Source organism: Fusibacter sp. A1, assembly GCF_004125825.1.
GTDB lineage: Bacteria > Bacillota > Clostridia > Peptostreptococcales > Acidaminobacteraceae > QQWI01.
This window is the reverse complement of the sequence record NZ_QQWI01000005.1, coordinates 108,659-132,159: the sequence shown is the minus strand read 5'-3', so window position 1 is coordinate 132,159 and position 23,501 is coordinate 108,659. Positions and strand designations below refer to the sequence as shown.

General features: G+C 42.2%; 22 protein-coding genes. 2 read left to right on the top strand and 20 right to left on the bottom strand.

The annotated features are described in order from the left end of the window. Positions 1–13 precede the first annotated feature (13 nt). The 12 genes from DWB64_RS08180 to DWB64_RS08125 all read right to left on the bottom strand — a co-directional run bounded on the left by DWB64_RS08180 (position 14) and on the right by DWB64_RS08125 (position 11,352). Entirely contained in the window at positions 14–1,936 is a 1,923-nt protein-coding gene (locus DWB64_RS08180; RefSeq protein ID WP_129487733.1) for an RsiV family protein, read from the bottom strand. After that, positions 1,937–2,653 (bottom strand): gamma-glutamyl-gamma-aminobutyrate hydrolase family protein, encoded by a 717-nt coding sequence (locus DWB64_RS08175; protein WP_129487732.1) that lies wholly within the window; start codon positions 2,651–2,653, stop codon positions 1,937–1,939. A gap of 106 nt (positions 2,654–2,759) precedes the next feature. Continuing rightward, the gene (locus tag DWB64_RS08170; RefSeq protein WP_129487731.1) at positions 2,760–3,944 is read right to left on the bottom strand and encodes a PLP-dependent aminotransferase family protein; all 1,185 of its coding nucleotides are present in this window, start codon (positions 3,942–3,944) and stop codon (positions 2,760–2,762) included. Between the two features lie 57 nt (positions 3,945–4,001). Then, positions 4,002–4,637: a GntR family transcriptional regulator gene (locus tag DWB64_RS08165; RefSeq protein ID WP_164980313.1), complete on the bottom strand. Its 636-nt coding sequence runs from the start codon at positions 4,635–4,637 to the stop codon at positions 4,002–4,004. Positions 4,638–4,750: 113 nt separating this feature from the next. Then, positions 4,751–5,644, bottom strand: a complete 894-nt coding sequence (locus tag DWB64_RS08160) for a thiamine pyrophosphate-dependent enzyme (protein WP_129487729.1) — start codon at positions 5,642–5,644, stop codon at positions 4,751–4,753. Beyond that, entirely contained in the window at positions 5,641–6,813 is a 1,173-nt protein-coding gene (locus tag DWB64_RS08155; RefSeq protein WP_129487728.1) for a transketolase C-terminal domain-containing protein, read from the bottom strand. The genes DWB64_RS08160 and DWB64_RS08155 overlap by 4 nt, the downstream gene beginning before the upstream one ends. 1 nt (position 6,814) lies before the next feature. Beyond that, positions 6,815–7,114, bottom strand: a complete 300-nt coding sequence (locus DWB64_RS08150) for a 4Fe-4S binding protein (RefSeq protein WP_129487727.1) — start codon at positions 7,112–7,114, stop codon at positions 6,815–6,817. Beyond that, positions 7,114–7,644, bottom strand: a complete 531-nt coding sequence (locus tag DWB64_RS08145) for a 2-oxoacid:acceptor oxidoreductase family protein (RefSeq protein ID WP_129487726.1) — start codon at positions 7,642–7,644, stop codon at positions 7,114–7,116. Before DWB64_RS08145 ends, DWB64_RS08150 begins: the two co-directional genes overlap by 1 nt. 173 nt (positions 7,645–7,817) lie before the next feature. Further along, a complete protein-coding gene (locus tag DWB64_RS08140; RefSeq protein WP_129487725.1) occupies positions 7,818–8,291 on the bottom strand; it encodes an NUDIX domain-containing protein in 474 nt (157 codons plus the stop codon). A 149-nt stretch (positions 8,292–8,440) separates the two neighbouring features. After that, positions 8,441–9,370, bottom strand: a complete 930-nt coding sequence (locus DWB64_RS08135; RefSeq protein WP_129487724.1) for an adenosine deaminase — start codon at positions 9,368–9,370, stop codon at positions 8,441–8,443. A 743-nt stretch (positions 9,371–10,113) separates the two neighbouring features. Beyond that, complete coding sequence (locus DWB64_RS08130; RefSeq protein ID WP_129487723.1) at positions 10,114–10,479, bottom strand: hypothetical protein; 366 nt, start codon at positions 10,477–10,479, stop codon at positions 10,114–10,116. Positions 10,480–10,491: 12 nt separating this feature from the next. Continuing rightward, positions 10,492–11,352: an RHS repeat-associated core domain-containing protein gene (locus tag DWB64_RS08125; RefSeq protein WP_129487722.1), complete on the bottom strand. Its 861-nt coding sequence runs from the start codon at positions 11,350–11,352 to the stop codon at positions 10,492–10,494. Positions 11,353–11,786: 434 nt separating this feature from the next. On the opposite strand from DWB64_RS08125, the gene DWB64_RS08120 reads away from it, so the two are divergent. After that, complete coding sequence (locus tag DWB64_RS08120; protein ID WP_129487721.1) at positions 11,787–12,131, top strand: helix-turn-helix domain-containing protein; 345 nt, start codon at positions 11,787–11,789, stop codon at positions 12,129–12,131. Further along, positions 12,128–13,420, top strand: coding sequence for a type II toxin-antitoxin system HipA family toxin (locus DWB64_RS08115; RefSeq protein ID WP_129487720.1), 1,293 nt, complete (start codon positions 12,128–12,130; stop codon positions 13,418–13,420). Before DWB64_RS08120 ends, DWB64_RS08115 begins: the two co-directional genes overlap by 4 nt. A gap of 339 nt (positions 13,421–13,759) precedes the next feature. Here the strand turns inward: DWB64_RS08115 and DWB64_RS08110 are convergent, their stop codons facing one another. The 8 genes from DWB64_RS08110 to DWB64_RS08075 form a co-directional block, all read right to left on the bottom strand. Next, a complete protein-coding gene (locus DWB64_RS08110) occupies positions 13,760–14,506 on the bottom strand; it encodes a GNAT family N-acetyltransferase (protein WP_129487719.1) in 747 nt (248 codons plus the stop codon). A gap of 61 nt (positions 14,507–14,567) precedes the next feature. Continuing rightward, positions 14,568–15,482 (bottom strand): phosphotransferase, encoded by a 915-nt coding sequence (locus DWB64_RS08105; protein ID WP_129487718.1) that lies wholly within the window; start codon positions 15,480–15,482, stop codon positions 14,568–14,570. A 341-nt stretch (positions 15,483–15,823) separates the two neighbouring features. Then, the gene (locus DWB64_RS08100) at positions 15,824–17,188 is read right to left on the bottom strand and encodes an MATE family efflux transporter (RefSeq protein ID WP_129487717.1); all 1,365 of its coding nucleotides are present in this window, start codon (positions 17,186–17,188) and stop codon (positions 15,824–15,826) included. A gap of 271 nt (positions 17,189–17,459) precedes the next feature. After that, positions 17,460–18,779, bottom strand: coding sequence for a hypothetical protein (locus DWB64_RS08095; protein WP_129487716.1), 1,320 nt, complete (start codon positions 18,777–18,779; stop codon positions 17,460–17,462). 252 nt (positions 18,780–19,031) lie between these two features. Further along, positions 19,032–20,036: an ABC transporter permease gene (locus DWB64_RS08090; protein ID WP_129487715.1), complete on the bottom strand. Its 1,005-nt coding sequence runs from the start codon at positions 20,034–20,036 to the stop codon at positions 19,032–19,034. A gap of 14 nt (positions 20,037–20,050) precedes the next feature. Then, a complete protein-coding gene (locus DWB64_RS08085; RefSeq protein WP_129487714.1) occupies positions 20,051–21,166 on the bottom strand; it encodes an ABC transporter permease in 1,116 nt (371 codons plus the stop codon). Continuing rightward, positions 21,167–22,021: an ABC transporter ATP-binding protein gene (locus DWB64_RS08080; RefSeq protein ID WP_129487713.1), complete on the bottom strand. Its 855-nt coding sequence runs from the start codon at positions 22,019–22,021 to the stop codon at positions 21,167–21,169. A gap of 36 nt (positions 22,022–22,057) precedes the next feature. Then, positions 22,058–23,260 (bottom strand): efflux RND transporter periplasmic adaptor subunit, encoded by a 1,203-nt coding sequence (locus DWB64_RS08075; RefSeq protein WP_129487712.1) that lies wholly within the window; start codon positions 23,258–23,260, stop codon positions 22,058–22,060. Positions 23,261–23,501: the final 241 nt, after the last annotated feature.

Below are 23,501 nucleotides of genomic sequence, written 5' to 3'. Positions count from 1 at the left end.
CAGTCACCTCACTTTAATCGAGAAGCACCACTTTACTCAGTTCACCTTCAGTTGCGCCGCCGAATTCAACATACAGACGAAGACCGGTTTCGTAGCCTGTCGACTCGGAATCCACTAAGATAGCATCCACCCAAACGAGTGCGCCGTAACCTCCCACATAACTTTGAATCGCTTCAACTTCTACCTTTTCAACAAACAATTTCTCAAATCCCTCTGATTTAGCCATGTCCATCCAGTCGTAGAGCGACTTAAATGGTTCCCGTGCGTAAGCATCCTGTTCAGTAGCGCCAGCGTTTACAGCTTCAAAATCAGACTTGATTTGTGATAACAGAAGATTGACTTTTTGAACGACTTGATCGTTCATCTCACCTGATTTTACCATCGTATCATCAAGTGTCTTCCGATTTGGAAAATCTTCAGAAAGGTAGTCTCTGATTAACAGATAAGGAAGCTCCACCACCGGCATGCCGACAGCATAGGGACCGATCTCATATTCCTGATAGATGACCTGAATCCCCTTGTCAGTCAGCATAAAGTTCACGTCTGCGTAAATAGGAACCTCTACTCCATCATCATAAAGATATAAAGGATCGATCAGCAGATTTGCAAGCTTTTCAAGAGCTTCCATCGCTCCCGGAACAGACCAGAGCTCAGCAAATGTGATCCACTTGCCGGAGCGAGTGTCATAGTGTGAAAGCACTTCATTGTACGAGCCATGTGCAGCCCCTACAGGATACATGTAATAGCTTTCAACGATGGTTATCATCCGATTCCTATATTCGATTCGGTAACCGACCTCTTGTACGATTCTCTCTTCTTGATGGAACATGCTAATATCGCCAACCGACGCTTCGAGTCTACGGTTAACGGCTTCGCTTGTTGCCTCATCATCCTCAAGTAGTATTTGTGGATAGGCAACCTTATTGAACCTGTTCATCGCATGAATGACATTTTTAACGTACAAACCGGCTTCGATCTCGACAAAATCATCTTGCCAGTCCTTATGCCATAGGATGTCACCCTGTTGGTCAAAATAAACGAGTCTCGCATCCTGCTGAGTCTTGGCATAACCTTTGATCAGTAGTCCGTCCCTTTCATAAAACTCATAACCTTCAAATGTCGGTTTCGTCTTATCCAGTTGGCCGTTGCTTGTCAAGAAGAAGCCCTTATCGGCATCGCTTACAAAAAAACCTGAATCTTCAAGAGTGATGATATCGTAATACGCATCTCCAATGACCGTATCACCTTTAGAGTCACAAATCTTCATTTTATCAAAATAAGCGGAGTAGTAATACTCGTCCTCCACCACACCGAAGAAGCCGCGGCCAAGATTCACGATAGGTTGATCCTCTAGGGTAAACAGAATCCTACCCTTTTCATCGATCACAGAAAAAATCTGTAGATATTCTCCCGTCGTGACAACAGCCCTTCCATCGATAAAGGGATCCGCGATCGCGTATTTGGGTTCGATGACGATACGATCGCCTTTTTTATAGCCGAAGCTTCCTGTCTCTTCGTCATAGAATGCGTATAGTTCATCCATAGAAGCAAGCAGCTCTTTTTCAGCACTAAAAAGTGCGTCGTAATCATTATATGAGTCCACCAGTTCGCCTGAGCGTGTAAACACGTCATAGGAATTGTCATTACTAGCCAGCCAGAACTTACCCTGAGCAAAAGGAGTGATCTGGCTGTATATTGGACTTACAAGCACTTCGTCAGTAGATGTACGGATACCCCATTTCAGTATACCGTCGTTCTTGTTTACAAAAATGAAGGCTTGCTCCATTTGTGCATTCTCGTCTTCCTTGCCCGAATCTGCGTTTTCGTTCTCATTTTCCACGCCCGATTCAACCGGTACTTGCTTATCTTCCAGGACCCGACTTTTACACGCTACTAAAAATACGCAGCACAAAATCAGCAGTATCTTTTTTTTCATCTATTTGCTCCTTGCATCACAATGATCGATAAAACTCGTAAATAGCTTCTTGTGACACATACATAGACCCACTAAGTCTTCAGGGTGCCACTGTATGCCTATCACATCATCCGACTGGTGCTCGATCGCTTCCACAATACCGTCTTGCGACCTAGCCGTTATTCTCAGTCCCATTCCAAGGTTTTTTACAGACTGATGATGCCTTGAATTCACCTTAAGTGAAGACTTGCACATCATTTTACCGATAATCGAATCCTCCTCGAACGTCACATCATGCGCTAAATAGTCCACCTCTACCTCCATGTTGATATGATCGATATCCGTATCATATTGCGTCATGATGTCCTGGTACAGGTCTCCACCGTAGTATACGTTAAGCAGCTGCATTCCGCGGCAGATGCCGAGTATGGGAATCTTTCTTTTGATGGACTGTCTTATCAGATAAAGCTCCATCTCGTCCCTTATACCTGAAATATTCATGCTGAGTCCATGGTTCTCATCCTTATAAAGAAGCGGATCGACGTCCCCTCCACCCGTTATCACAAGTCCGTCGATCAAGTTCAAGTAATCGTCGAGCATCATATGATTGATGGTGACTGGTATCAGTATCGGAAGCCCCTCCGACTGAATCACGGCCTTTATGTACGCAATGTTTACTGCATGTTCATGCATGTTATGTAATTTTTCAATATGTGTGGTCACACCTATACGTTTCATCTTTAGCCGCCTTTTTTTTATTGGTATAGTATAAGTATACCCTCAAAAATAAAAAAATACTTTAAGAAGTTGCAAATGATACAACCTCTTAAAGTACTATGTCAACCTATTTTACCGCGTTAGTAAGCAGTAGACCGAGTCTTTTGATGCCTTCTTCTATTTTTTCTTCGCCCATGTTCGAGAAGTTAAGTCTCATGGTATGCTTTATACCACCATTAGGGAAGAACGACTCACCGGGAACAAAAGCGACCTTTTCTTTTACCGCTTCGATCATCAATTCTTTTGTATCGATGCCAAGAGGAGTTTCAGCCCAAATGAACAATCCCCCACTTGGAACATCGTATTTAACCTCTTTAGGAAAATGCTCGTTCATCGCGCTGATCATGATGTCTCTTCGCGTCCTATAAAGCGTCACTAGTTTTTCGATGTGATTGTCAAAGTCATAGTCGTCAAGGAACAAGGAAAGTTCCATCTGACTCATTGAATTAGTCTGAAGATCCGCTCCCTGCTTCACCATGATGTATTTGTTAAGCACCACATCATCCGCTGCGACCCAGCCTATTCTCAGACCTGGACAGAACGTCTTCGAAAAAGTACCTAGATAAACCACTCGACCTTCCGTATCAAGTGATTTAACAGAAGGAATCATCACCCCGTCGTATCTGAGTTCTCCGTATGGATTATCCTCAATGATGATCTTATCATATTTATTCGCAAGTTCCACAAGCATGTTTCTTCTCTCAAGAGACCATGTTCTTCCCGACGGATTTTGGAAGTCAGGAATGACATAGATGATTTTGACTCGGTCAAGCACCTTGAGGGCATACTCAAGGTCTTCCATGTCCATGCCGTTCTCATCGGTCTTTATTTCGTGGAACTTACATTCATATGCTTTAAACGCGTTGATTGCGCCTAGGTACGACGGACTTTCACAAAGTACGACATCATCTGTGTCGAGGAATATCTTACCCGAAAAGTCAAGACCCTGCTGGGAACCGCTTGTCACAAGAATGTTGTCCTTCGATAGATTCGTGCCTGTCAACGACATTCTAGCAGCGATTTTTTCTCTTAAAGGGTCATATCCCTCTGTAGGATTGTACTGTAGAGCCGCCTGACCCATTTCGTCAAGCACACGGCCTGCTACAGCCTTCATTTCTTTGATAGGAAACATCTCTGGCGCAGGAAGACCGCCTGCAAAAGAAATAATGTCCGGTTGTTGGGTAAGTTTGAGAATTTCTCTGATCTCTGATGCCTGCATTTTCTTCGCCCTGCTTGCAAATAATTGATTCATAGTATACCTCTCCCTTTACTTTTGTACAAAAAAACAGCCCTATTGAGCTGTTTCGGTTTACCCGAAGAAATGGCGTGACATTTGGTCAAGGAATTCTTTTGTATGAATTTCAGTATGTTTGCGCGCCTCTTCTGAGTCACGTGCACGAATTGCATCAGCAATGTCAACAAGTGAATTGCTAAACCAATCGTAATCGCTGATCACATATCGGATAGACTGTAAAAAACGTGCCGTCTTCGTGTTAAGCATGTCTAATACTTCAATTAGAATTTCATTTCTAGCTGCTTGTCTAATCAGATAATGGAAACGCTGATCATCCTGAATACAAAGTTTGTAATCCTTGACGATGTCATAGCCTTTAAATCGCTCAATAATTTCAAACAGTTCTTCAATTTCCTCATCAGTCGCCCTTTTGGCAGCGAGTTCGGCAGCAAGGCCTTCCAAGTTTTTCTTCACTTCGTAGGCGTTCTTCACCGACTTGATCTCGATTTGAGTGACAAACGTACCCACTCTCGGTCTGGTTTCAATCAGACCGATTTGGGATAATTTGATCAGCGCCTCACGTACCGGTGTCCTGCTGACATCGAACTCTTCCATGAGCGCTTTCTCATTGATCACCGTGCCTGGTTCAAGTTCCAAATTGATGATTCTGTTTTGAAGTTCTGTAAAGATAATCTCATTCGCCTGTTTCAATACGTTCATCCTCTATTTTCTACGCGTATGCGTTAGTCTCAATAATTATTGTAAATAAAATAATATATCAAGCAACATTATACAGGATTAAAACGCTGAAACCAAGCCTTTTCTTACACCCAGTTATTTCTGATATATTCCCACTTCTGATCTCTGATCGATTCAATCATGGTGATATCCGATTCTTCCAAGTGCTTGAATCTTCCTTGACGCTTTAAATAAGGTGCTACAGGTTCAAAAGTATCCGGATTCCTGTTGACCTTGAACTCTCCGTTCTCATACTCCGCAAGATACCAAAGTCCATTGTCGACAACCTGTTTACCAAGGTCTACAGAGATCTCAGACCCGCAACCCCAACCCGTAGGACAAGGCGCATAGATGTGGATATACGAAGGACCGTCAGCGTCTTTGGCCTTTTGGATCTTATTGATCATGTCGTCCAGGTATCCGATAGACGCTGTGGCGGCATAGGTAATACCGTGTGCGGCTACAATTTCGAACATGTTCTTCTTGAAGTTGATGTTCCCTCTAATCTCCCTACCTGCGGGAGTCGTCGTTGTAGCAGCTCCAAAAGGAGTAAGTCCGCTCTTTTGAATACCCGTGTTCATATAGGCTTCATTGTCGGTACAGATATAGATGAATTTCTCACCACGGTCGATAGCGCCTGAAAGGGCCTGGATACCGATATCGGCCGTTCCACCGTCTCCCGCGAAACCAACCGCGAGCGGCTTTTTCTTGCCAAGGGCCCTAAGGCCTGCTTCAACACCCGTAGTCACAGCCGCAGTAGAGGCAAAAGGAGTGATGATCGCGTTGTTCTTGAATGCCATGTTCGGGTAGATGAACGACACCGCAGCCATACAACCCGCTGGTAGTGATAAATAGGCTTCATCGCCCAGTACCTTAAGCGCAAGTCTTAGCGCTAAGGATTCACCGCAACCGCCGCAAGCCTTATGTCCGTAAAAATACTCGTTTTCCGTTATGTTTCTTACATTCAGCTTTTGACTCATGCCGTTACCTCCTCATCAGAAAATCTTACTTGCTTGCTGTTCTTTTTATCAATCAGGTTCATATACGCGCTTTTAATCTCGTGATGAGGTATATCGCGTCCGCCGAGACCGCCGATGACATTTTCAACCTTAAGCATCTTGCCAGACTGCATAAGCGCGGAGTTCACATTAGTGAAGATGGTGCCTTCATAACCGAAACTCACGTTCTTATCGAACACGACCAAGCCCTTCAAATCAGCGACGACTTCCAAAAGTCTCTTCGTCGGGAAGGGTCTTACCATTCTAAGTTTGATAAGTCCCGCCTTGATTCCTTCTCTTCTTAGCTCGTCTACTACCACTCTTGCAGTACCTGTGACACTACCCGTAGTCAGCATCGCAATTTCAGCGTCGTCCATACGGTAACTGTCAACAGCACCGCCGTAAGCTCTGCCGAACTGAGTCGAAAACTCACGCTCGATCGTTTCAAACACACCCTCGGCATTGAAAAGGGCTTCGTGTTGAAGCTGCTTGAAACCTTGGTTCTGATGGTTTCCTGCAGAAATACACATGCTCATCGGATGCTCATCGCTCATGATATGGTCGTATTTAGCAATAGGCGGCAAGAAAGCATCCACCTCTGACGATGCAGGTATGCTTACCTTTTCGTAGGTATGCGTCAATACAAAACCGTCCAGGTTGACAACAACAGGCGCAAGCACGTCTTTATGTTCCGCAAGTTTAAATGCCTGAAGCGTAACATCAAGCGCTTCCTGCGCGTCTTCTACAAATAGTTGCACCCAACCGCTGTTGAGGGCGTACATGATGTCCATCTGGTCACCATAAATGTTCCAAGGAGTCGCGATCGCACGGTTGGCGTTCATCATGACAATCGGAAGTCTGGCACCCGAAGCATAAGGAAGACACTCAAGCATGTACAAAAGTCCTTGTGACGAAGTCGCAGTGAATGTTCTGGCACCTACAGAACTTGCGCCGATAGAACAAGCCATCGCACTGTGTTCAGATTCCACATGCATGTATTCGCAGTCAAGATCGCCGTCCTGCACGAACTGAGATATTTTTTCAACCGCCTTGGTTTGAGGCGTAATAGGATACGCAGCAACCACATGCGGCTTTGCAAGCAGTACGCCATAGGCGACAGCTTCGTTACCATTTAAGAATTTATCGTTCATGTTAAGCCTCCTTTACCATATCGATCGCTTTTAACTTGCATTCATGTGCGCAAACTCCGCAACCTTTGCAGAAATCGTAATCGACATGAAAGGAATTGTCTTCTTCCTTATGGATAGCCCCATCCGGACAAACATAGTAGCAGCGGTAGCAGCTCACACATTTTTCATGGTTGATCACAGGTCTGTATACCCTCCAACCGGCATTCCCTTCAGTAATGTGAAAACTCGGCATACTCGAGCCCATCGGATAGTCATTCAGACTCTTTAACACAGGTTTAGGAGACATCTTAAAATTTTTCATTATTTGTACTCCTTTCCGTAGTCAAAAGCAGCTTTCAGCAGTTCAATGTTCATCTGAGCGAGCGAAGGCTTTAAAGAAGAAGCCACCGCATCCTCGCATGCCTTATAAGAAACAATCTCAGGTTTCAATGCCGCTAAAAAACCCAACATCGCAGTATTCCCAATCGGTCTTTTAATAATATCGATCGCCATACCTGTCGCATCGATTGTTTTGATTCTAGGATCATTCACACTAGAAGTCGTGTTCATCAGAACAACAGCATCCTCTTTCAAATCCGACAAATACGCTTCCGACCATAAAGTGTCATCCAAAAACACAATCACATCACATGCTTTGAGTTCACTTCTGTCTGTAACAGGAACATCCGAAATTCGATTGAATCCTAGTACAGGTGCACCTCTTCGCTCTGGACCGAACGAAGGAAAAGCCTGAGCATAACGCTTGTCAAAAATCGCCGCAGCCTCACCCAAAAGCTTAGCTCCAGTAAAACTACCTTGGCCCCCACGGCCATGCCATCTAATCTCAAACACAGCAAGTCCTCCTTTGTGATATATCAGTTGTATACTTGTATGTTATCATGAAAACGTTTGCTAAGCAACCCTATTTTATCGTGTTGCTTTCCCACAAAAAAAGAACGCCCAACAACGACGCCCTTTTAAAACAACTCCTATCCACTCACCAATCATGCCACCGCTTGACTCAATCAATGGATATCTTCTAAAAACTGGGTGATTCTAACCTGCTTCTCGTAATCGCTTATGATCTTCTGCGCGATCGGTGGTACAAGGTTAATACTGCCTAACTTGTCCAGTGGAATCCATTTAGCACCTGTAGAAACAATAGTTGAACCTACAGGACCTCCATCTATTACAGAAGGCTCCACTCTTTTGGTGGGATCAACGAGCTCACATCTGAATACATAACCAATACCACCGCGTGATCCATATAAAAACTCGTCACGGACGGGATTATACTCAAACATATACAAGAGCTCTTTGGTGATAACAGTATAGCCGCTCTCTTCAAGCAGTTCCCTAACACATGCGTCACGTAATGTTTCCTCAGCTTCAACGCCGCCGCCAGGTATGTTGTAATAAGCGCCATGATCAAACTCATTTAATAGAATATGTTCATCATGTATGACGATTCCTCTAGAACTTAACCGGTAATTACTCATATGCTCCCCCCTATTTCAATACATCAAAATAATACTTATGCTAAAGACTATCCCTTCGAACCGTTCTGTGTTATACTCATCTAGAAACATAACGCTTGCACAGCGGGCTCGTATCTCTTTGGAGATGCGAGCCGTTTTACTTTTTTGAATCAGTAACCCAATCCGTATTTACGAATAAGGTTCAACGCTTCCACATCCAGGTTTCCCGATCGGTAAAGATTCAGATACTCCTGAGAAACACTTTGGTCAAAGATGAGCATATCATCCGAATTGATGGTCACTCTGACTCCATGTTCGTATAGTTTTTTAATCGGATGCGTTTCATAACCAGCGACTCTTGAGAGCAGTACATTACTCGTAGGACAAACGTTCAGTTGAATCCTATGGTCTCTAAGCCAGTTCATCACTTTTGGGGAATTTGCCACAGCAATCCCGTGCTGTACCTGGTCGAGCTCCAGTTCCTCCACCGCTCTTTGCACAAGCTCGGCACTACCAAATTCACCAACATGCGCTTTTAAAATAAGCCCGCTTCTTTTTACCTTTCTGAAAAGTTCCTTGTAAGTCGGTACCTCTTCCTCGCATCCGTACATATCAAAAGATTTGAAGTAACCTGTCGCTAAAAACTCATCCAATTTCTCATTTGATAGATCGTAATCATCATAGGTGCTCCAAGCGATTTCTGGCGCAAAATTTATTTTCGGAGCATATTGAAGGTGAGCTCTTTTCATATTCTCAACCAAGTCGGAAACCGAACCGCCATACATGGCTTCTTCACCAATACCCACGCTCATATGCAGTTCCTTGACTCCGTCTTGTTCTGCCTGAATAAACGCAGCATCGATACGTTTCTCATAACCGATTCTACCTGAGAATAGGATTTTTATGTTTTTCTGATACCATACGTTCATCTCATCCAGGCTCTTCATTTTAGGACACGCCTCAATACTTGCACCCGTCCACTGTTCAATGTACCGTTTGTTTCCACCTCTGGTGCTATGGTTATGCAGGTCCGACTTATCTACCTGCATTAAAAGTGCTAAATCGTTCTCAAGCAGTGCCTTTTTAAATAGCTCATCCACCGATTTACTCCTATCTCCATCATTTAATCGTCTAAAACCGTAACATAATCATACCATGTCTTTTGAATGGTTTTTAGGAAAGTTTTACTATACCTTTTCCTCCAATGGAACCATCCTTCACGTGAATTTCATAAATATAACGGTCCGTATTACAAAAAACTATGTGAAGATGAATTAGAGCTTCAAGTAAGCAAATGGAAAAGCGAGAATCGTGGAAGGTGAGTATTATGACTCTCTCAGCTACGTAATTTTAAAAGAGGAATGGATTCAACTGAATAAGGAACTGTGAATACAACAGTAGAAATGAATACTTTAATTCCGATTTATCGTTATTATTTGTAGTTAACGAGACTTATTAACCTTCTTTTCCAGAAGTACTACAATATTTAAATACCACATACTACTGCGTATTAAATAATACTAGTAAAAGAATTTCATCCGGTCGGTCACTCGCCTTCCCTACCGATTTCTCGAAAGATGGTGGAAAGATGCAGGAAAAATGAGAGGGACGGTGAAGCAACTGCGCGCGAGGCTGAGTTGGGCAAGTAGTGATCTTTTGGACGGCGATATGTAAGTATAATTTAATACGCAGTAGTAAATACAAGCAGATGTGAAACCAAAGAGTGTACAATGATTATACAGTTTGATATATCTACACAACCTAAAAGCCCATGGTCTGGCTTGGATTATCAAAACCATGGGCTTCACTAAAATTACGATGCAATTTTTTCTTCGTAGTATAGTTATTGTTCAGATAGTTCCACACTACCAAATTCAATTCTTAAGAATGGGTCATTACCAATTCCATTGAATATCGAAAGTGTGCTTTCTTCCTCTTGCAAAGTTTTCACAATTGTAAAATAGCTGTCCACATTTTCTCTGCTTTTCAATGATTCAATTGCTACTACTGGAATTCTAGATTCGATACGCTTGCAGTTTTCAAACTTAAGTAATAGCATTCTTGCTTCATTTTTTCCTTCTTGTAAGTCCCAGTAATAATCAATTTCAAGTACTAACTCTGTCAATAATTTAGATGTCGAAATTTCAACTATTATACTATCAGTGAAATCATATTCACTAAGAATTTTTAATAAATTATTCTTAAACATTTTTATGACTCCTTAATTTCCAAAGTAGAAATGTGTCAAGTCTCTCAACTCTTGCCTAGTTGCATCGCTTGGGAAGGCGCCTGTTGAATCTAAGTAACCACCACCAGAATTCTGAACTCTGAAATACGGCGCTCCCTCACCAGGAGTTGCATGAACTCTGACTATTGTACCAGTTACTGGGTCAGTCAAAATTGTAGCTGGACCACTTTTACTTCCACCATCTTCAATAACCTTATGCCATCCTGAATTTTCAAGGGATGTGATTAAGTCATATGGTGAAGCATTTCTTGCAATGTCATCAAAATCATCACCTGTCCAGTTAAAAATTTGATTAACTTCCTGAGTCAAGAAATCATTTCTTCTAGAATGAGCAGCATCAACTATATCTATAGTCGTAATAAAGTTATCAGGTCCTGACGGAGGTCCGCCATTCCCAGAATTTCTTGATTTACCTCTACCTACTGCTGGAACATTTGAAGGTTTACCATTATCAGCAACTCCATCTGTTAGATATATTCCAGCTCTATAGGCTCTATATCCGCCTACTAGGATGCCTGTTACAGTTAGTGTTGATACACCCAGTAGTGCAGCTATACACTTTATCGAATATTGACCTAATTTCAATATCCATGCAGTGTTACCGCTAGGGTCCACATATCTAAACGGATTATTATACCCATAGGAATAGTTGTTCAGACTAAGCGGCTTGCTGAGCATGCCCTCATAGGTATCCCTGCTGATAAAGCGCAGGATGTCCGTGTTGTAGTACCTTGCTCTCATGTAGTGAAGACCGTTCGCGTCTTCTATGATGCCTATCTGTCCTGCGAACTTGAAGATCGGATGACTTGTGCCTGTCCTGCTGACCACTTTCATCAGTAGGTTTTCTTGCGCATTTACAGTGTTGACTAAGGGACATGTGAGCCTATTGTTCTTATCATACCCATTTGACGTATCATCTAGCAACCAGACTTTCAGAGCACCTCGGTGCCAGATACTACTAGCTTTACTCTTTTAGGCACCAAATCATAAAAGGATCTATTCTAAATGTTCCTATGAGCAAAGCTTTCAGAAACAATGAATGTTTTTGCCTATGAACGTACTGTTTCTCTTAAATGCAGTTTACTATGTTTAATTATTATCTGTCTCAACCGCTTTTAGAACAGATGAAACATAAAATCCAACGCATTTTAATGAGCATTATATTGCTCTTTATGACGATATATATTATTAACGAGCAATACATTGCACATTATTAACTGAAGCGGTATAATTAGATCATAAGAAGATAGAAGCAGAGAGGTGATTTCATGAGCAAGTATTTATCTTCATCAGCTGCCCTTTCTGAGGTAGGCAAACGACTCAAAGCATTTAGAATTGATTATCCTCTATCTCAGCAAGAACTCGCTGACAAGGCAGGAATTTCAAGAAGAAGTATCACAAACATGGAAAACGGTGAGGATGTACAGTTAACCACCCTCATAAAAGTGCTTATGGCACTTGGACTTGACCAAAACCTAGACATGCTTGTGCCTGATCCGACCAAAAGGCCTTCTTACCACTTGAACAACAAGTCTATCAGAGTCCATAGAAGTCGTGTTGGAAGAAGAAACAAAGAAGCCAAAACCACCTTCAAATGGGGAGATGAATCATGACAACAACTGGAATAGTGAAACTATGGGGTACTCTAATTGGTGTTTTTCATCTTGATACAACAACAGGTTATCTCTCTTTTGAATATTCTGATGAAATTATCACTAGTGGAATAGAGGTTTCTCCAATTATGATGCCACTCTCCAAAAGGGTTTATGAGTTCCCTGAGTTGATTAAAACCTCCTTCAACGGAGTGCCTGGATTAATCGCAGACTCTCTACCCGATAAATTTGGTAACGCCGTTATCGACAAGTGGCTCGATGAGCAAGGTCGCCTGCCAGACTCCTTCAATGTAGTCGAAAGGTTGTGCTATACAGGCAAAAGAGGTATGGGAGCCCTTGAGTACGAACCAGACCATAGCGAATACAAAGACATAGACGAACCCGTTGACATGAGTAAAATGTCTAACTTCGCCTCAGCTATATTAAGGGAGAAAGAATGCATTTTCCTGTCTTCAGAAAGCGATATCACTTATAAACAGCTTCTAAAGCTTGGTACCTCAGCTGGAGGTGCAAGGGCTAAAGCTATTATTGCATACAACCCCACCACCAAGGAAATCAGGTCAGGTCAAGTGGACCTGAGCAAGGGGTTTGAGTACTGGTTGGTCAAATTGGATGGGGTTTCTAAAAACGGTGACCACAATCTAGAAGATGTCCCTGAATACACTCTGATCGAGTTCTCCTATTACAAAATGGCCTTAGAAGCTGGGATCATTATGAGTGAATGCCAGTTACTTTCCGAGGGACATATGAACCACTTTATGACTAGGCGTTTCGACCGTTTAGATGGTACCAAGGTGCATATGCAGTCTCTAGGCGCTCTGACACATACCGATTACAATATTCCTGGCCTCCATAGTTATGAACGTGCTGCTCTAATTGGTAGACAACTAGGACTCGCAAGTAGTGATATCGAACAGTTTTTCAGAAGAATGGTCTTTAATGTGATTGCAATTAACCAGGATGACCATGTGAAGAACTTTTCCTTCTTGATGGATCGAAAGGGGTCATGGTCCCTATCCCCTGCTTATGACATTACTTTCGCTTATAGTCCTGGTAACCGTTGGCTCAAAGCCCACCAGATGACCATCAATGGTAAACTTTCTGACTTCACCATGGAGGACCTGGTGACGTGCGGCTTAAAAATGGATTTAAGAGCACCAAAGTGTAAAAAGATCATTGAAGAAGTTCGCAGTGTCGTTATGAACTTTCAAAACTTTGCTCGTTCAGTAGGAATTCGTGAAAAGACTATTGAGACCATTGAGAGCGTGATTCAATCTAGAAAACTTTAATGTGCAACTCAATTCTCATTAAAGTGATCATAAAACATTTATGCTCATTAAGTTCCGCATATAAAAGCTACTTCAAACGGCTTACAAACCTCTTAAACTGATAAGATGAATAAAGAGGTTAAAAGCAAACGTACGTACATCCCTACATAACCCCCTCTAATCCATTATAAGGAACTAGAGGGGGTTAACTAACGTATTGTTTTTAAAATGTTAATTCGCCACAAGTGAGATGGATTTTTTGATTTCACACTAAATTTATTAAAGTACCTTTATAACCGTTTTATTGAATAAACAAACCATCAGTCGTTTAGCTGAGCATTCTATATGATTACTCAATTACTAATACACTTCAGTCCAAGCAGGCATATAACCGCACTTGAGAGCAATCTTTCTTGAACCGATATTGGCATTCCAAGTACCGTAATAAGGCACCTTGTCAAGGAGCAAGATTCGTTTGGTAATTTCACTGACTAAGAATGTGCCTATACCCATGCCCCTGTGTTCCTTTAAAACATCAATCCCCACTTGCCACATCATCTCACTGTCAGCGCTGGCACCGGCCATACCGATAATCTGATTATTTAAGCTCGCAGTAACGGCGATCACATCGGGTCTAAGGCCTTTTATATAATAGGATAAGGCGTTATGAAAGCCCTCGTGTTTAAAGAGTTCTGCAACGTGATCCCCTTCATACCAGTCAATTCTATAGTCATCACTGATTGTGAAGGTCGGTAGATTTTTTGGGTCAGGTAAGTAAAACTCTGATAGGCCCGTCATACTAAAGCCATTCTTTTTAAGGAGTTGATCTATCTCAGTCATTTTAAAGTGTTCAAATAACCTAAGCGGGTATTCGAAGGCTTTGTACTGGTTTAAATCAGCTAATAGTTCAGGTCGGGCAGACATGACAGCCCCTTCTCCCAGCGTTAACATGCCAAACACGATTGGGTCTTGCGTGAACTTTCTACGTTTGTCATGATTGCCGGCTTCAACCAGAGTAACGCCACTTTTCAACAACTCATCTTGTGAACAGTTCATGTCGTAGCTGAGTTGTTCTAATAATGTTTTATAAATTTCATTTTTAGTCATAAGATCCCCACTGAATCATCATTGCTTATTAAGACCATATCATCACCGCTTGAATGATTATTTATAAGCTATACGCCTGATAGTCAAATAGCAATAGCGACTTCATAAAGTCCTTTTGCCTTTGCGGCTCGTCCTCTTCAAGGTCAGATACTGCCCAAAGCACTTCGTCCATGTAAACAAAGAGCAAGAAGTCTTGCCAATTGTTCTTTTCTTTTTCAGTTAACGACACGTGTCTCGCATATCCATGATAGAACACCTGCCACTCATCAGTGGTGAACACACGGTTGGGAGCGCCACTTGATTCGGTATGAAAGAGCAATAAGGCCAGTGCAAGGTCGAATAGTCTGGGAATACGACCTGCATTATCCGTGTCGATTAGTGTAATGCCATCACTTTTAAAAATCAGATTGCTCGCCTTATAGTCCCAGTGCCCATCAACCATCGGTAAATCAAGTGATTGAAGGCTCGCACTTTTGCTATGGTTTAAGCCATTGATGGCTTTGAATAAGGCGTTGAAGTTCTTATGGTCAGTTAGGTCAGAGTAGTTAGAGAGGATGCCTTTAATATCCCCTTCCACATCCGCATAGAATTCATCATCATAGCGGTGCCAATTGAAGCCGTGGGTGAAGTACCCTTCTTCTCCTAATTTGTGCAAGCGGCCTAAAAGCTCGCCTGCCTTTTCAATTTGACCCCTCTCGCCAGAATAAGCGGAACCCTGAATATAGGGATAAACCACCCAATTGTCGCTATCAATGGCGTGATGCAGCTGATGATTGTAAGGAACAGGTGTTAGGGTGGCAATGCCGTTTTCAACTAAGTGTTCTTGCCACTTCACCAGAGGCTCCAGTCTTTCCTTTTGCTTTTTAGTCCTTTTTATGATCACATCCTGATCATTCAGGTAGTGCTTATAAACAGGTGCGTACTTATAGATAGAAGCTTGGTTTTCATTAAGTTTAAAATATTCCTGAACTGTCATTGTATTCTCCTTTTCTTCTTATCTCTAGTATAGCAATGAAGCGTGGCTAACTGTGGGACTATATGATTTAATTTGATTTTTCCTTTGTGTTGGTGTCAATGTACAGTCTTGATAAGTCAAGAAATTAAAAAAGCGCCAATTAAAAATTGACGCTCAGACTGAAGACAAAGTCTTCAGGATGGCAGGCTGTAGAGAAAGTTCAAGTTCAAGGAAAAAGAAAACCCTGCGGGCGCAGCGTATACAGACATACGTAAGCGTGCAGGGTTTTTGAATTGACGCAGAAATTGGACTTTGTCTACGGCCTGGGCGCTAATTAAAAATTGGCGCGATCTATTTGGTCCTTAAACCGAGTTCAATTGAATCGTGTTTTGAGAAGTTTCACCATAACTTTTTTCGATTTTTCTATACCTGCTTCTACACCAAACATGGCTTATCGCATAAGACAGACCCAGTGCGACGTATAGTCCGATCAGTCCAAAACGAAGCGCAATACAGGCTATATAAATTGACAGCAGCGTGAATATGCTCATAGCAAAAGAAAAATTCATAAGCCATTTTTCATCCTGTACTGCATTCAGCAGGCTCCGGTAGATTTGATTACCCGCATTTAAAAATTGTACGATAATCACAACCGCCACTACTTGAGCTACCGTGTTTACCACAACACCACTGTCTGTAATGAGCTTTCCTATATGATTTCTGAAAAGATAAACCAGACTGGCGACAGGGAGCAAGACAAGGAACAGGTTTTTCAGTACTTTTTTTGCCAGTATTCCAACCAGATCATAATCCTGTGCGCCTATGGCATTCGACGCGATGCTGATTAGAGCTGTCGAATAGGCATATACGGGAAGTGTAAGCACCTGCAAGAGAACGATCAAGACACCGTAAGATGCGATGGCTACTTCACCTAATCGAGCAATCATCATCATGACAATCACCGAGAAGCCTGCTGATTCGGCAAAATCCTGCCCCAAAAGAGGTAGAAAACTTTGAATTATTTCTTTGAGTTCCACAGGGTGGACACTCACCCTAAGCTTAAAGCTTGAATACTTACCAAAGGCATATCCAAAGATGAAAAGATTGACAAGCAGCCCCACGACAGTACCTATGGCAGCTCCCATCACACCTAATCTAGGCAGCCCCAGCTTTCCGAAAACCAGCAAATAGTCGATCAGCAGGTTGATACCACATGAAAGCAACGTTCCATAGAATAAGACTTTCGTTTTTTCAATGCTCTTGAAGTAGGACGAAAACACGAAAATGGCAAGGTTGATTCCCAGTCCAAGACCTGCAATTACAAGGTACAAGTAGCCATAATCAAGCATAGGTCCATGCATGCCAAACAGCAGTTTTAAAATCACTCTACCGCCTATGATGCATAGCACTTCGAAGATCACACCAAGTGCTGCGACTACGGTCAATATCGAATTGAACAACCTCTCGTAGCTTTCATCATTCCCTTGCCCGATTTTTCTGGCACCTAAAATAGTAAGCACAACAGAAATAATCCCTAAGGTTCCAGTGATGGCATATAACAGGTTTGCGATCACGCTAACCGCCGCATATTCGGCAAGGCTGGTTCTGCCAATAATGGCCTGGTCACTTATGGAATAAAGAACATGTGCGATGTAGTTGAACAACATCGGAATGGCAATCGCGTGAATACGTTTTGATAATGCATCTGATCGATACATAAGTTTCATTTTTATACCCCCAAACTTGGGCTTACTCAGATCTGGTAAGCCTTGTAGTGAAATTAACCAGTACAAGTGGGCAAGAAATAAGTTTATCGCTTAATTCTTGCGGGGGTGCATAACGCCTGCAGTTTTCATGTTGTGTTTCCTTTCATTTTTAAGTTTTATCAGTCAAGGTGCTTCCATGGTTACCACTATCATTCTACCAATCATAATATCAAATAAAAAGCGGTACCACCATGATCAGTAGTACCTCTTCTCAGTGACTGTAGAATATTCTTTAATTGTCCATCAGCTCATCCAGCACATCCAACCAACTGTCCTTCTCACCAGTAAAGTCTTCAAGCACAGGTGAAATTTCATGGTCATAGGTCAAATAGGGTTCAGCTAAACGTTTATCATAATCACCATACGAACTACTCATCCAAAGGTGCGCACCCTTATCCTGCAAAGATTTAAACTGCGTAGTTTCAATCATAGCTAGGGAAACACCAGACGTATTCGGAGAATAGCCTGTTTTTTCTCCGATGATCGGCACAGAGAAGTGGCTCCTTAAATAACCGGGTGTCACAGTTCCAGCAGAATAGCTGAGTCTTGACACAAAGCTATATTTTTTATATTGATCGTTCTTAAGCAGTTTAATAAACACATTGCTTATTTCCGTTGTAGCTCCGCCCAGGTTTCTTCTAAAGTCGAAAACGACTGTTTCAACCTCGTTCTCGAGTAAAAAGGCATCAATCTCATCTCTTAATGTGTAGGCGACCTGCGGTTCATATCCCAACAGATAATTGATATGAAGTAGTAGTAATTTTCTATTTTTGTCATAAGTGTAGGTAAAAGGTTCCAGATTGTCAACATATGCACGTTGAAAATGTAGAACAGAACCAAAGGCAAGAGGGTGGCTGGGACTGTTAACGAACTTGGTTAGATTTGTTGAAGAATTCCTCCAACTGAACTCAATCGTCTCCTCCCCAATCAGCATCTTCAAACGATTGTCATAGCCGCCATTCAGCAGCATATAGATAGACTCGTTATGCATGCTATCAATCGCACTCAACAGCTTTCCTCTTTCGTTGTCACCAGAACTATATGACTTAACCTCTTCAACGAACGCGAGAGCCTCTCTTCCGTCAATTTCGTAAATAATCCTTCCTATAAGCGCTTCATATTCCTTATGTGCGTTTACAACCACCAGCTCCTCACCGATAATATCGAAGATAATCGGGAGTTGTCGTCCGCTTAAATAGTAGCTAAAAGAAGTATGAAAATCGTTAATTTTACTGAAGTTCTTTTTTAGTGCGAGTACACGCTCATAGGGATCAAGACTTTCAAAATCAGTCGCAATCTGTGAAAACGATTTAAAGGTCGGATCCTTCTCTAAAATCGTTTCGTAGTCCAAATACCTCATTTGAAAAGTTTTTTCTAGATAGAGTACATCCTCTTTAGTCAAAGGATCAGGAATAGAAAACGAATGACTTCGTAAATTAATCGTAAATGCACTTGATTCTAAATCATAACTGATACCAAATGCGAAATGAGCGATCATCAAGATCGCCGCAGTCAGTAAACATGCGACACCGACCATTGTTTTTTTTGTCATTTTCTTTCTCCTTCAAGTGTCAAACTATCAATTCATTGTTTTCGTTTTTGACTGCTGATTTTCATAATAGGTCGAAATGATAAAACCATGAACCCAGTCTCTCATATTAACCATGCAATTTCTATGTATTTATATCAGATTTAAGGTTAAATTAAGGTTGATGCCATCTTATATTGACCGAAAGTATCATGTGAGACAAGACATAATAAAAAACCTGAATCCAGTCATTGGATTCAGGTATCAGGTTGTTCACTATTCCAAACCTTTTCTTATTTTCGGTGCCAGCACGACAAATACCACAGCACTTATTCCGAGTACGATACCTGCATATTTGATGATATCAAGCCATGAACCCTTGTTCAATAGTACAAGGTCATTGCCTTTGTAAGTCCAGTAAAAGGGTATCCAGTAAAATAGAACCTGCCACTTGTCTGCTAAGAGCTCCTCACCCGCAATTGCACCAAACAGCGGTAAGAATAGCATTTTCATATTACCTGCGGCGTTCATGACATCGTCATTGTTAATGCCTTCGATAAAGCCTATGAGTATGCTCATGATGCAAGAGGTCGCCACCATGATCAGCACATGAAAGTAATTGATCCCCTTGAATCCCGTGATCCACAACAGCAGCATGGAGCCCAGGATCGGAACAAACATACCGATAATACTCTTACCTGCGATATACCCTATTTTGGATATGGGTGTCAAGTGAATCGCACTTATGGTATTATCCGTTTTTTCTTCAACGATGTTGAGCGCAATGATCATACCCCCGAGAATCGAGGTGAAGATCATCGCCGTATTGACCATCACCTTCTTCAGGGGTGGAATTTCCCTACCATAATCGACAATCTCAGCCATCGAATCCTTTATTCCAATGTCATAGTGGTCAAAAGCTGTCAGACTCCTCACATAATCTACAACAAAGTCGGGCTCGTTGCCCTGTGTCAAAATGAAATACTCACCCTTTTGATCAGGAAGAACAGCTATGATGTTGTCTCTTTTTCTAACCCTGTCCTCGATATCATCAAGGGTTTCCAGTAATTCAACCTTAGCAAACTGCATGAGGTATTCGCTTTGCTGGGGATTCTCTCCTTCGAGCAACAAAATCTCAACCGTCGTGTCATTGATACCAGGCGAGAAGACATTGATCATTATAGCGAAAATCACTGGAACGACAATGATGTACAAGGTAATGAAATTTCTTACACTTGTCTTTAAATCCCTCTGAAATATTAAGAATATTTTTTTAATCATTTCATAACACTCCTTCACAGGGCCATTGTTCTTTTAAATCTATATGTTGCAAGAATGAAAATATCAAGACCCAATACCGCAAAACCCAAGGATGCGACTGCGACATAGGTCATATTTCCACCCACAGAAATAAGTTCCTTAAAACTTTGCAGCATGACATAGCTCGGGATGATTTTGACCCAGTCAGGATCCCAGCTTGGAGTAAAGTAAGAGATATTGGGCATGATCATAATCATGATGACAATGTACATGGCTCCAAAGGCTTCGACGATATCCTTATAAAAACTTGTAAGAAACAATCCAAGCGAGGCGGCAAAAATACCGGAACATAGGATAAACAAAAGCATCATAAGGTAGTTGGGCTGAAGCCCCATGAGCGGTACGGTGATGATCAGGCTCGTCACGATACTTGTCACGATGATAACACCGATCTTACTCAGCAGGTAATGCCACACAGAAGATGCGGTTATCGCGTATGCCTTAATGATTCCCTCATTCTTGTCAAGGAAGATATAAGCTGCAATAATGAACAGACTCATCAGACTTCCATTGAAAGTCAAGAATACGGGAATCATGTTCTGTCTATCAGACAGTGGCTCTATATCCTGATAAAGACGTCTGACTGCAATGTTGTCGGAATACTCCTCTATAACATCATGTCCGGCCAGCCTATTATGGTAAACGAGAAGTAGATTTTGAAGCTTTTGCGTTTCATATCCCTGCAGGTAGTAGGTGAAAACGATCTGATTTTCCTCATTTACATGAACGTGAATCCCTATCACCCTTTCGGCATTTGAAAAGGCATCCAAGGCTTCCATGCTATCCAGCAGGTAGATCTTCGATTCTTCGGTTTCGTAAAGCGATGCCGAAAACATCTGCTTGTCTGCTTCAACTTCAACCTGTTCTACCGTCTCGTCAAGATCCTCATCAAGCAGATCTTTGGTAAATCTATCTGTGACGACCTGAGGCAAATCAAGGTAGAAATATTCCTTGCCCTTGGCGTCAAATTCCTCCGGGACTACAAAAATGAGAATCAAGAGTATGACGACGGCCATCCCCAGTTCGATATAGAAGTACCAGCTTTTTGAAGATAGGCTCAGCTCTTTTGCAAAACTGTACCAGAGTTTCATTTACACCAGACCCCTTCCTGTAACCTTGATGAATATTTCCTCTAGAGTGGCTTCCTTAGTATGCATCGTTTGAATCTCGCAGTTAAGGACCACTTCAGCGAGCCTTTCCTTTTCCTCTTTAACTACAGTGGAAAAGGTATCCTTAAGGAGTTGTCCATCTTTGAAATACTCGACTTCCACCAGCTTTTCACCGTATTTCAGTTTCAGCGCTTTTGGCGAATCAACCAATCTGATCTTCCCATCGACAATAAACGCTACCCTGTCGCAGAGTTCGTCGGCGATGTACATGTTATGGGTCGTAAGAAATATCGTTACACCTTTTTCGTTCTCCTTCTTGATGATATCCTTTATTTGAGATGCGATCGCAGGGTCAAGTCCTGTTGTCGGCTCGTCGAGGAACCACATCTCAGGATTGTTGATCATGGACCTTGCGAAGGTCAGCCTGTGCTTCATTCCTTTTGAATACTTTCCTGCCTTGATGTTTTCCTTTCCATCAAGTCCCACAAGTTTAATCAGTTCCATGGGGTCTTTTGTCTCCACATCGAATAGTTTTCTGTAGAACTCAAGATTTTCAAGGCCCGACATCTTGTTATAGACATTGGACTGCTCGAAGGACATGCCGATTTTGTTGAACATCTTGTTCTTGATGTGCTTAACATCATATCCTGCGACCTCGACCTCGCCTTTTTGAAGTTCCAAAAGTCCGACAAGAATGTTCTGGGTCGTCGATTTTCCAGCGCCCGACGGACCTAAAAATCCAAATATCTCACCTTTTTTTATTTCAAAGTTCACATCATCCACTGCAAAATTATCATCATTACTATATGAATGGTACAGATTTTTGACTTTTATCATCTTACTCATCCTTTCATCCATCTATTCTACTCAAACCTAATCTTCTTGATAATTCTGCAAGACCAGTTCTCCTTCTTCCAGCCCAACGATCACCTCGATGTTGCCGTCCACTTCAATACCGGTTTTGATTTCTCTTTCCACAAGGTCACCGTCTTCAAGCACATTCACGTACTGCTTTGAACTTTCTGTAAAGACCGCACCTACAGGTACCATAAGTAGAACTCTAGTCTCTTCGGTGATCACAAGCGTCTCTACCTCAAGTCCAAAGGCAAGGTTCGCAGCGGATTCAGGCAGATCGATCTCAACAGTCTGCCGGTTCTCTCTAACACCAAGCTCCGACAAGGTTACAAAAGCCTTTGGATAAACAAAGTCAACTTTTAGGTCACCAATGTCGAGGCCAAGGTTAAGGTCCTTAACCACCGCCTTGGCATCAGGTCTGATATTGATTGCGTCCTCCACCATAAAGTCAACCAGAACGACCTTTTCAGTAGGGTCCTGAATCTCAATGATCATGATGCCAGGAGCAGGAATATCCCCTACGAAGGTATTCAGTTCTGTGACAATTCCGTCGACATCGGCATAAATGACATAATCCTCTCTCCTGTTTTGGAGAGATTCAAGCGTTAAATGAAGCACCTCAAGTTCCGCCTCGTATCGTTCCCTAATATTTTTCGAAACACCTTTTGCAAGCTGATTATAGGTGTTTTGCGCGATTTTCAGGCTGCTCTGAAGCTGTTCCACATTATTCACGACCTGCTCAAGCTCCGCAAGAGATGCCACACCGCTATTGTAAAGGGCTTCAGTTCTCTGCTTCGTCTTTGTCGCTGTTTCAATCAAGTTTTTAATTCTAGCCACTTCCACACTGGCACTGCTGACACTCTCTGAAGCCGTACCAGACACAGCCTCATCGTAGGCGGCACTCAAGGCTTCCATCTGCTTTTCAACCTTTTGCATCTCAAGATCAAGAGAATCCTCATACTTGACGAGCAACTCGCCCTTTTTAACAGAAGCTCCAAGCGTCAAAGTCATTTCCTCGACACGCATAAGACCACTTCCGAAATACCTTCTGATGTTTTCAGAACTGATCCTTCCCGTATCCTGAACGTATTTCTCGACTTCAGTGCGTTTCACTTCAACCGTATTGTACTTCTCTCCGATGTTGCCTGTGGTTAAAAAGTAGAATATGCCCCCTCCTATTGCCGCTAATGCAACAAATGCAATGATCAGTTTAGTTTTCATGTTGACCTCCAATTTCAGCTGGACTGCCGTATCACTACTGGTTTAACACAAAACTGCGTTAAAAACCCATCCGATTATACTTAGTTATTACCCATTCCTGTTTTAAATACCCACTTTAGATAACTATCAGCATGCAGCAGAATATCTTCAGTATAGTTTCACCAAAAGAGGATACGAAGGCACATTACAAGTTTCTCGCAGTTCTGCTAAAGAACCAAAAAAGTTTGAGTAACTTTCTTAC

What these genes read in the sequence shown, in the direction of transcription:
- DWB64_RS08180 (WP_129487733.1), bottom strand. Translation starts at nt 1,936, where the DNA reads ATGAAAAAAAAGATACTGCTGATTTTGTGCTGCGTATTTTTAGTAGCG.
- DWB64_RS08175 (WP_129487732.1), bottom strand. Translation starts at nt 2,653, where the DNA reads ATGAAACGTATAGGTGTGACCACACATATTGAAAAATTACATAACATG.
- DWB64_RS08170 (WP_129487731.1), bottom strand. Translation starts at nt 3,944, where the DNA reads ATGAATCAATTATTTGCAAGCAGGGCGAAGAAAATGCAGGCATCAGAG.
- DWB64_RS08160 (WP_129487729.1), bottom strand. Translation starts at nt 5,644, where the DNA reads ATGAGTCAAAAGCTGAATGTAAGAAACATAACGGAAAACGAGTATTTT.
- DWB64_RS08155 (WP_129487728.1), bottom strand. Translation starts at nt 6,813, where the DNA reads ATGAACGATAAATTCTTAAATGGTAACGAAGCTGTCGCCTATGGCGTA.
- DWB64_RS08150 (WP_129487727.1), bottom strand. Translation starts at nt 7,114, where the DNA reads ATGAAAAATTTTAAGATGTCTCCTAAACCTGTGTTAAAGAGTCTGAAT.
- DWB64_RS08140 (WP_129487725.1), bottom strand. Translation starts at nt 8,291, where the DNA reads ATGAGTAATTACCGGTTAAGTTCTAGAGGAATCGTCATACATGATGAA.
- DWB64_RS08130 (WP_129487723.1), bottom strand. Translation starts at nt 10,479, where the DNA reads ATGTTTAAGAATAATTTATTAAAAATTCTTAGTGAATATGATTTCACT.
- DWB64_RS08125 (WP_129487722.1), bottom strand. Translation starts at nt 11,352, where the DNA reads ATGAAAGTGGTCAGCAGGACAGGCACAAGTCATCCGATCTTCAAGTTC.
- DWB64_RS08120 (WP_129487721.1), top strand. Translation starts at nt 11,787, where the DNA reads ATGAGCAAGTATTTATCTTCATCAGCTGCCCTTTCTGAGGTAGGCAAA.
- DWB64_RS08115 (WP_129487720.1), top strand. Translation starts at nt 12,128, where the DNA reads ATGACAACAACTGGAATAGTGAAACTATGGGGTACTCTAATTGGTGTT.
- DWB64_RS08110 (WP_129487719.1), bottom strand. Translation starts at nt 14,506, where the DNA reads ATGACTAAAAATGAAATTTATAAAACATTATTAGAACAACTCAGCTAC.
- DWB64_RS08105 (WP_129487718.1), bottom strand. Translation starts at nt 15,482, where the DNA reads ATGACAGTTCAGGAATATTTTAAACTTAATGAAAACCAAGCTTCTATC.
- DWB64_RS08100 (WP_129487717.1), bottom strand. Translation starts at nt 17,188, where the DNA reads ATGAAACTTATGTATCGATCAGATGCATTATCAAAACGTATTCACGCG.
- DWB64_RS08095 (WP_129487716.1), bottom strand. Translation starts at nt 18,779, where the DNA reads ATGACAAAAAAAACAATGGTCGGTGTCGCATGTTTACTGACTGCGGCG.
- DWB64_RS08090 (WP_129487715.1), bottom strand. Translation starts at nt 20,036, where the DNA reads ATGATTAAAAAAATATTCTTAATATTTCAGAGGGATTTAAAGACAAGT.
- DWB64_RS08085 (WP_129487714.1), bottom strand. Translation starts at nt 21,166, where the DNA reads ATGAAACTCTGGTACAGTTTTGCAAAAGAGCTGAGCCTATCTTCAAAA.
- DWB64_RS08080 (WP_129487713.1), bottom strand. Translation starts at nt 22,021, where the DNA reads ATGATAAAAGTCAAAAATCTGTACCATTCATATAGTAATGATGATAAT.
- DWB64_RS08075 (WP_129487712.1), bottom strand. Translation starts at nt 23,260, where the DNA reads ATGAAAACTAAACTGATCATTGCATTTGTTGCATTAGCGGCAATAGGA.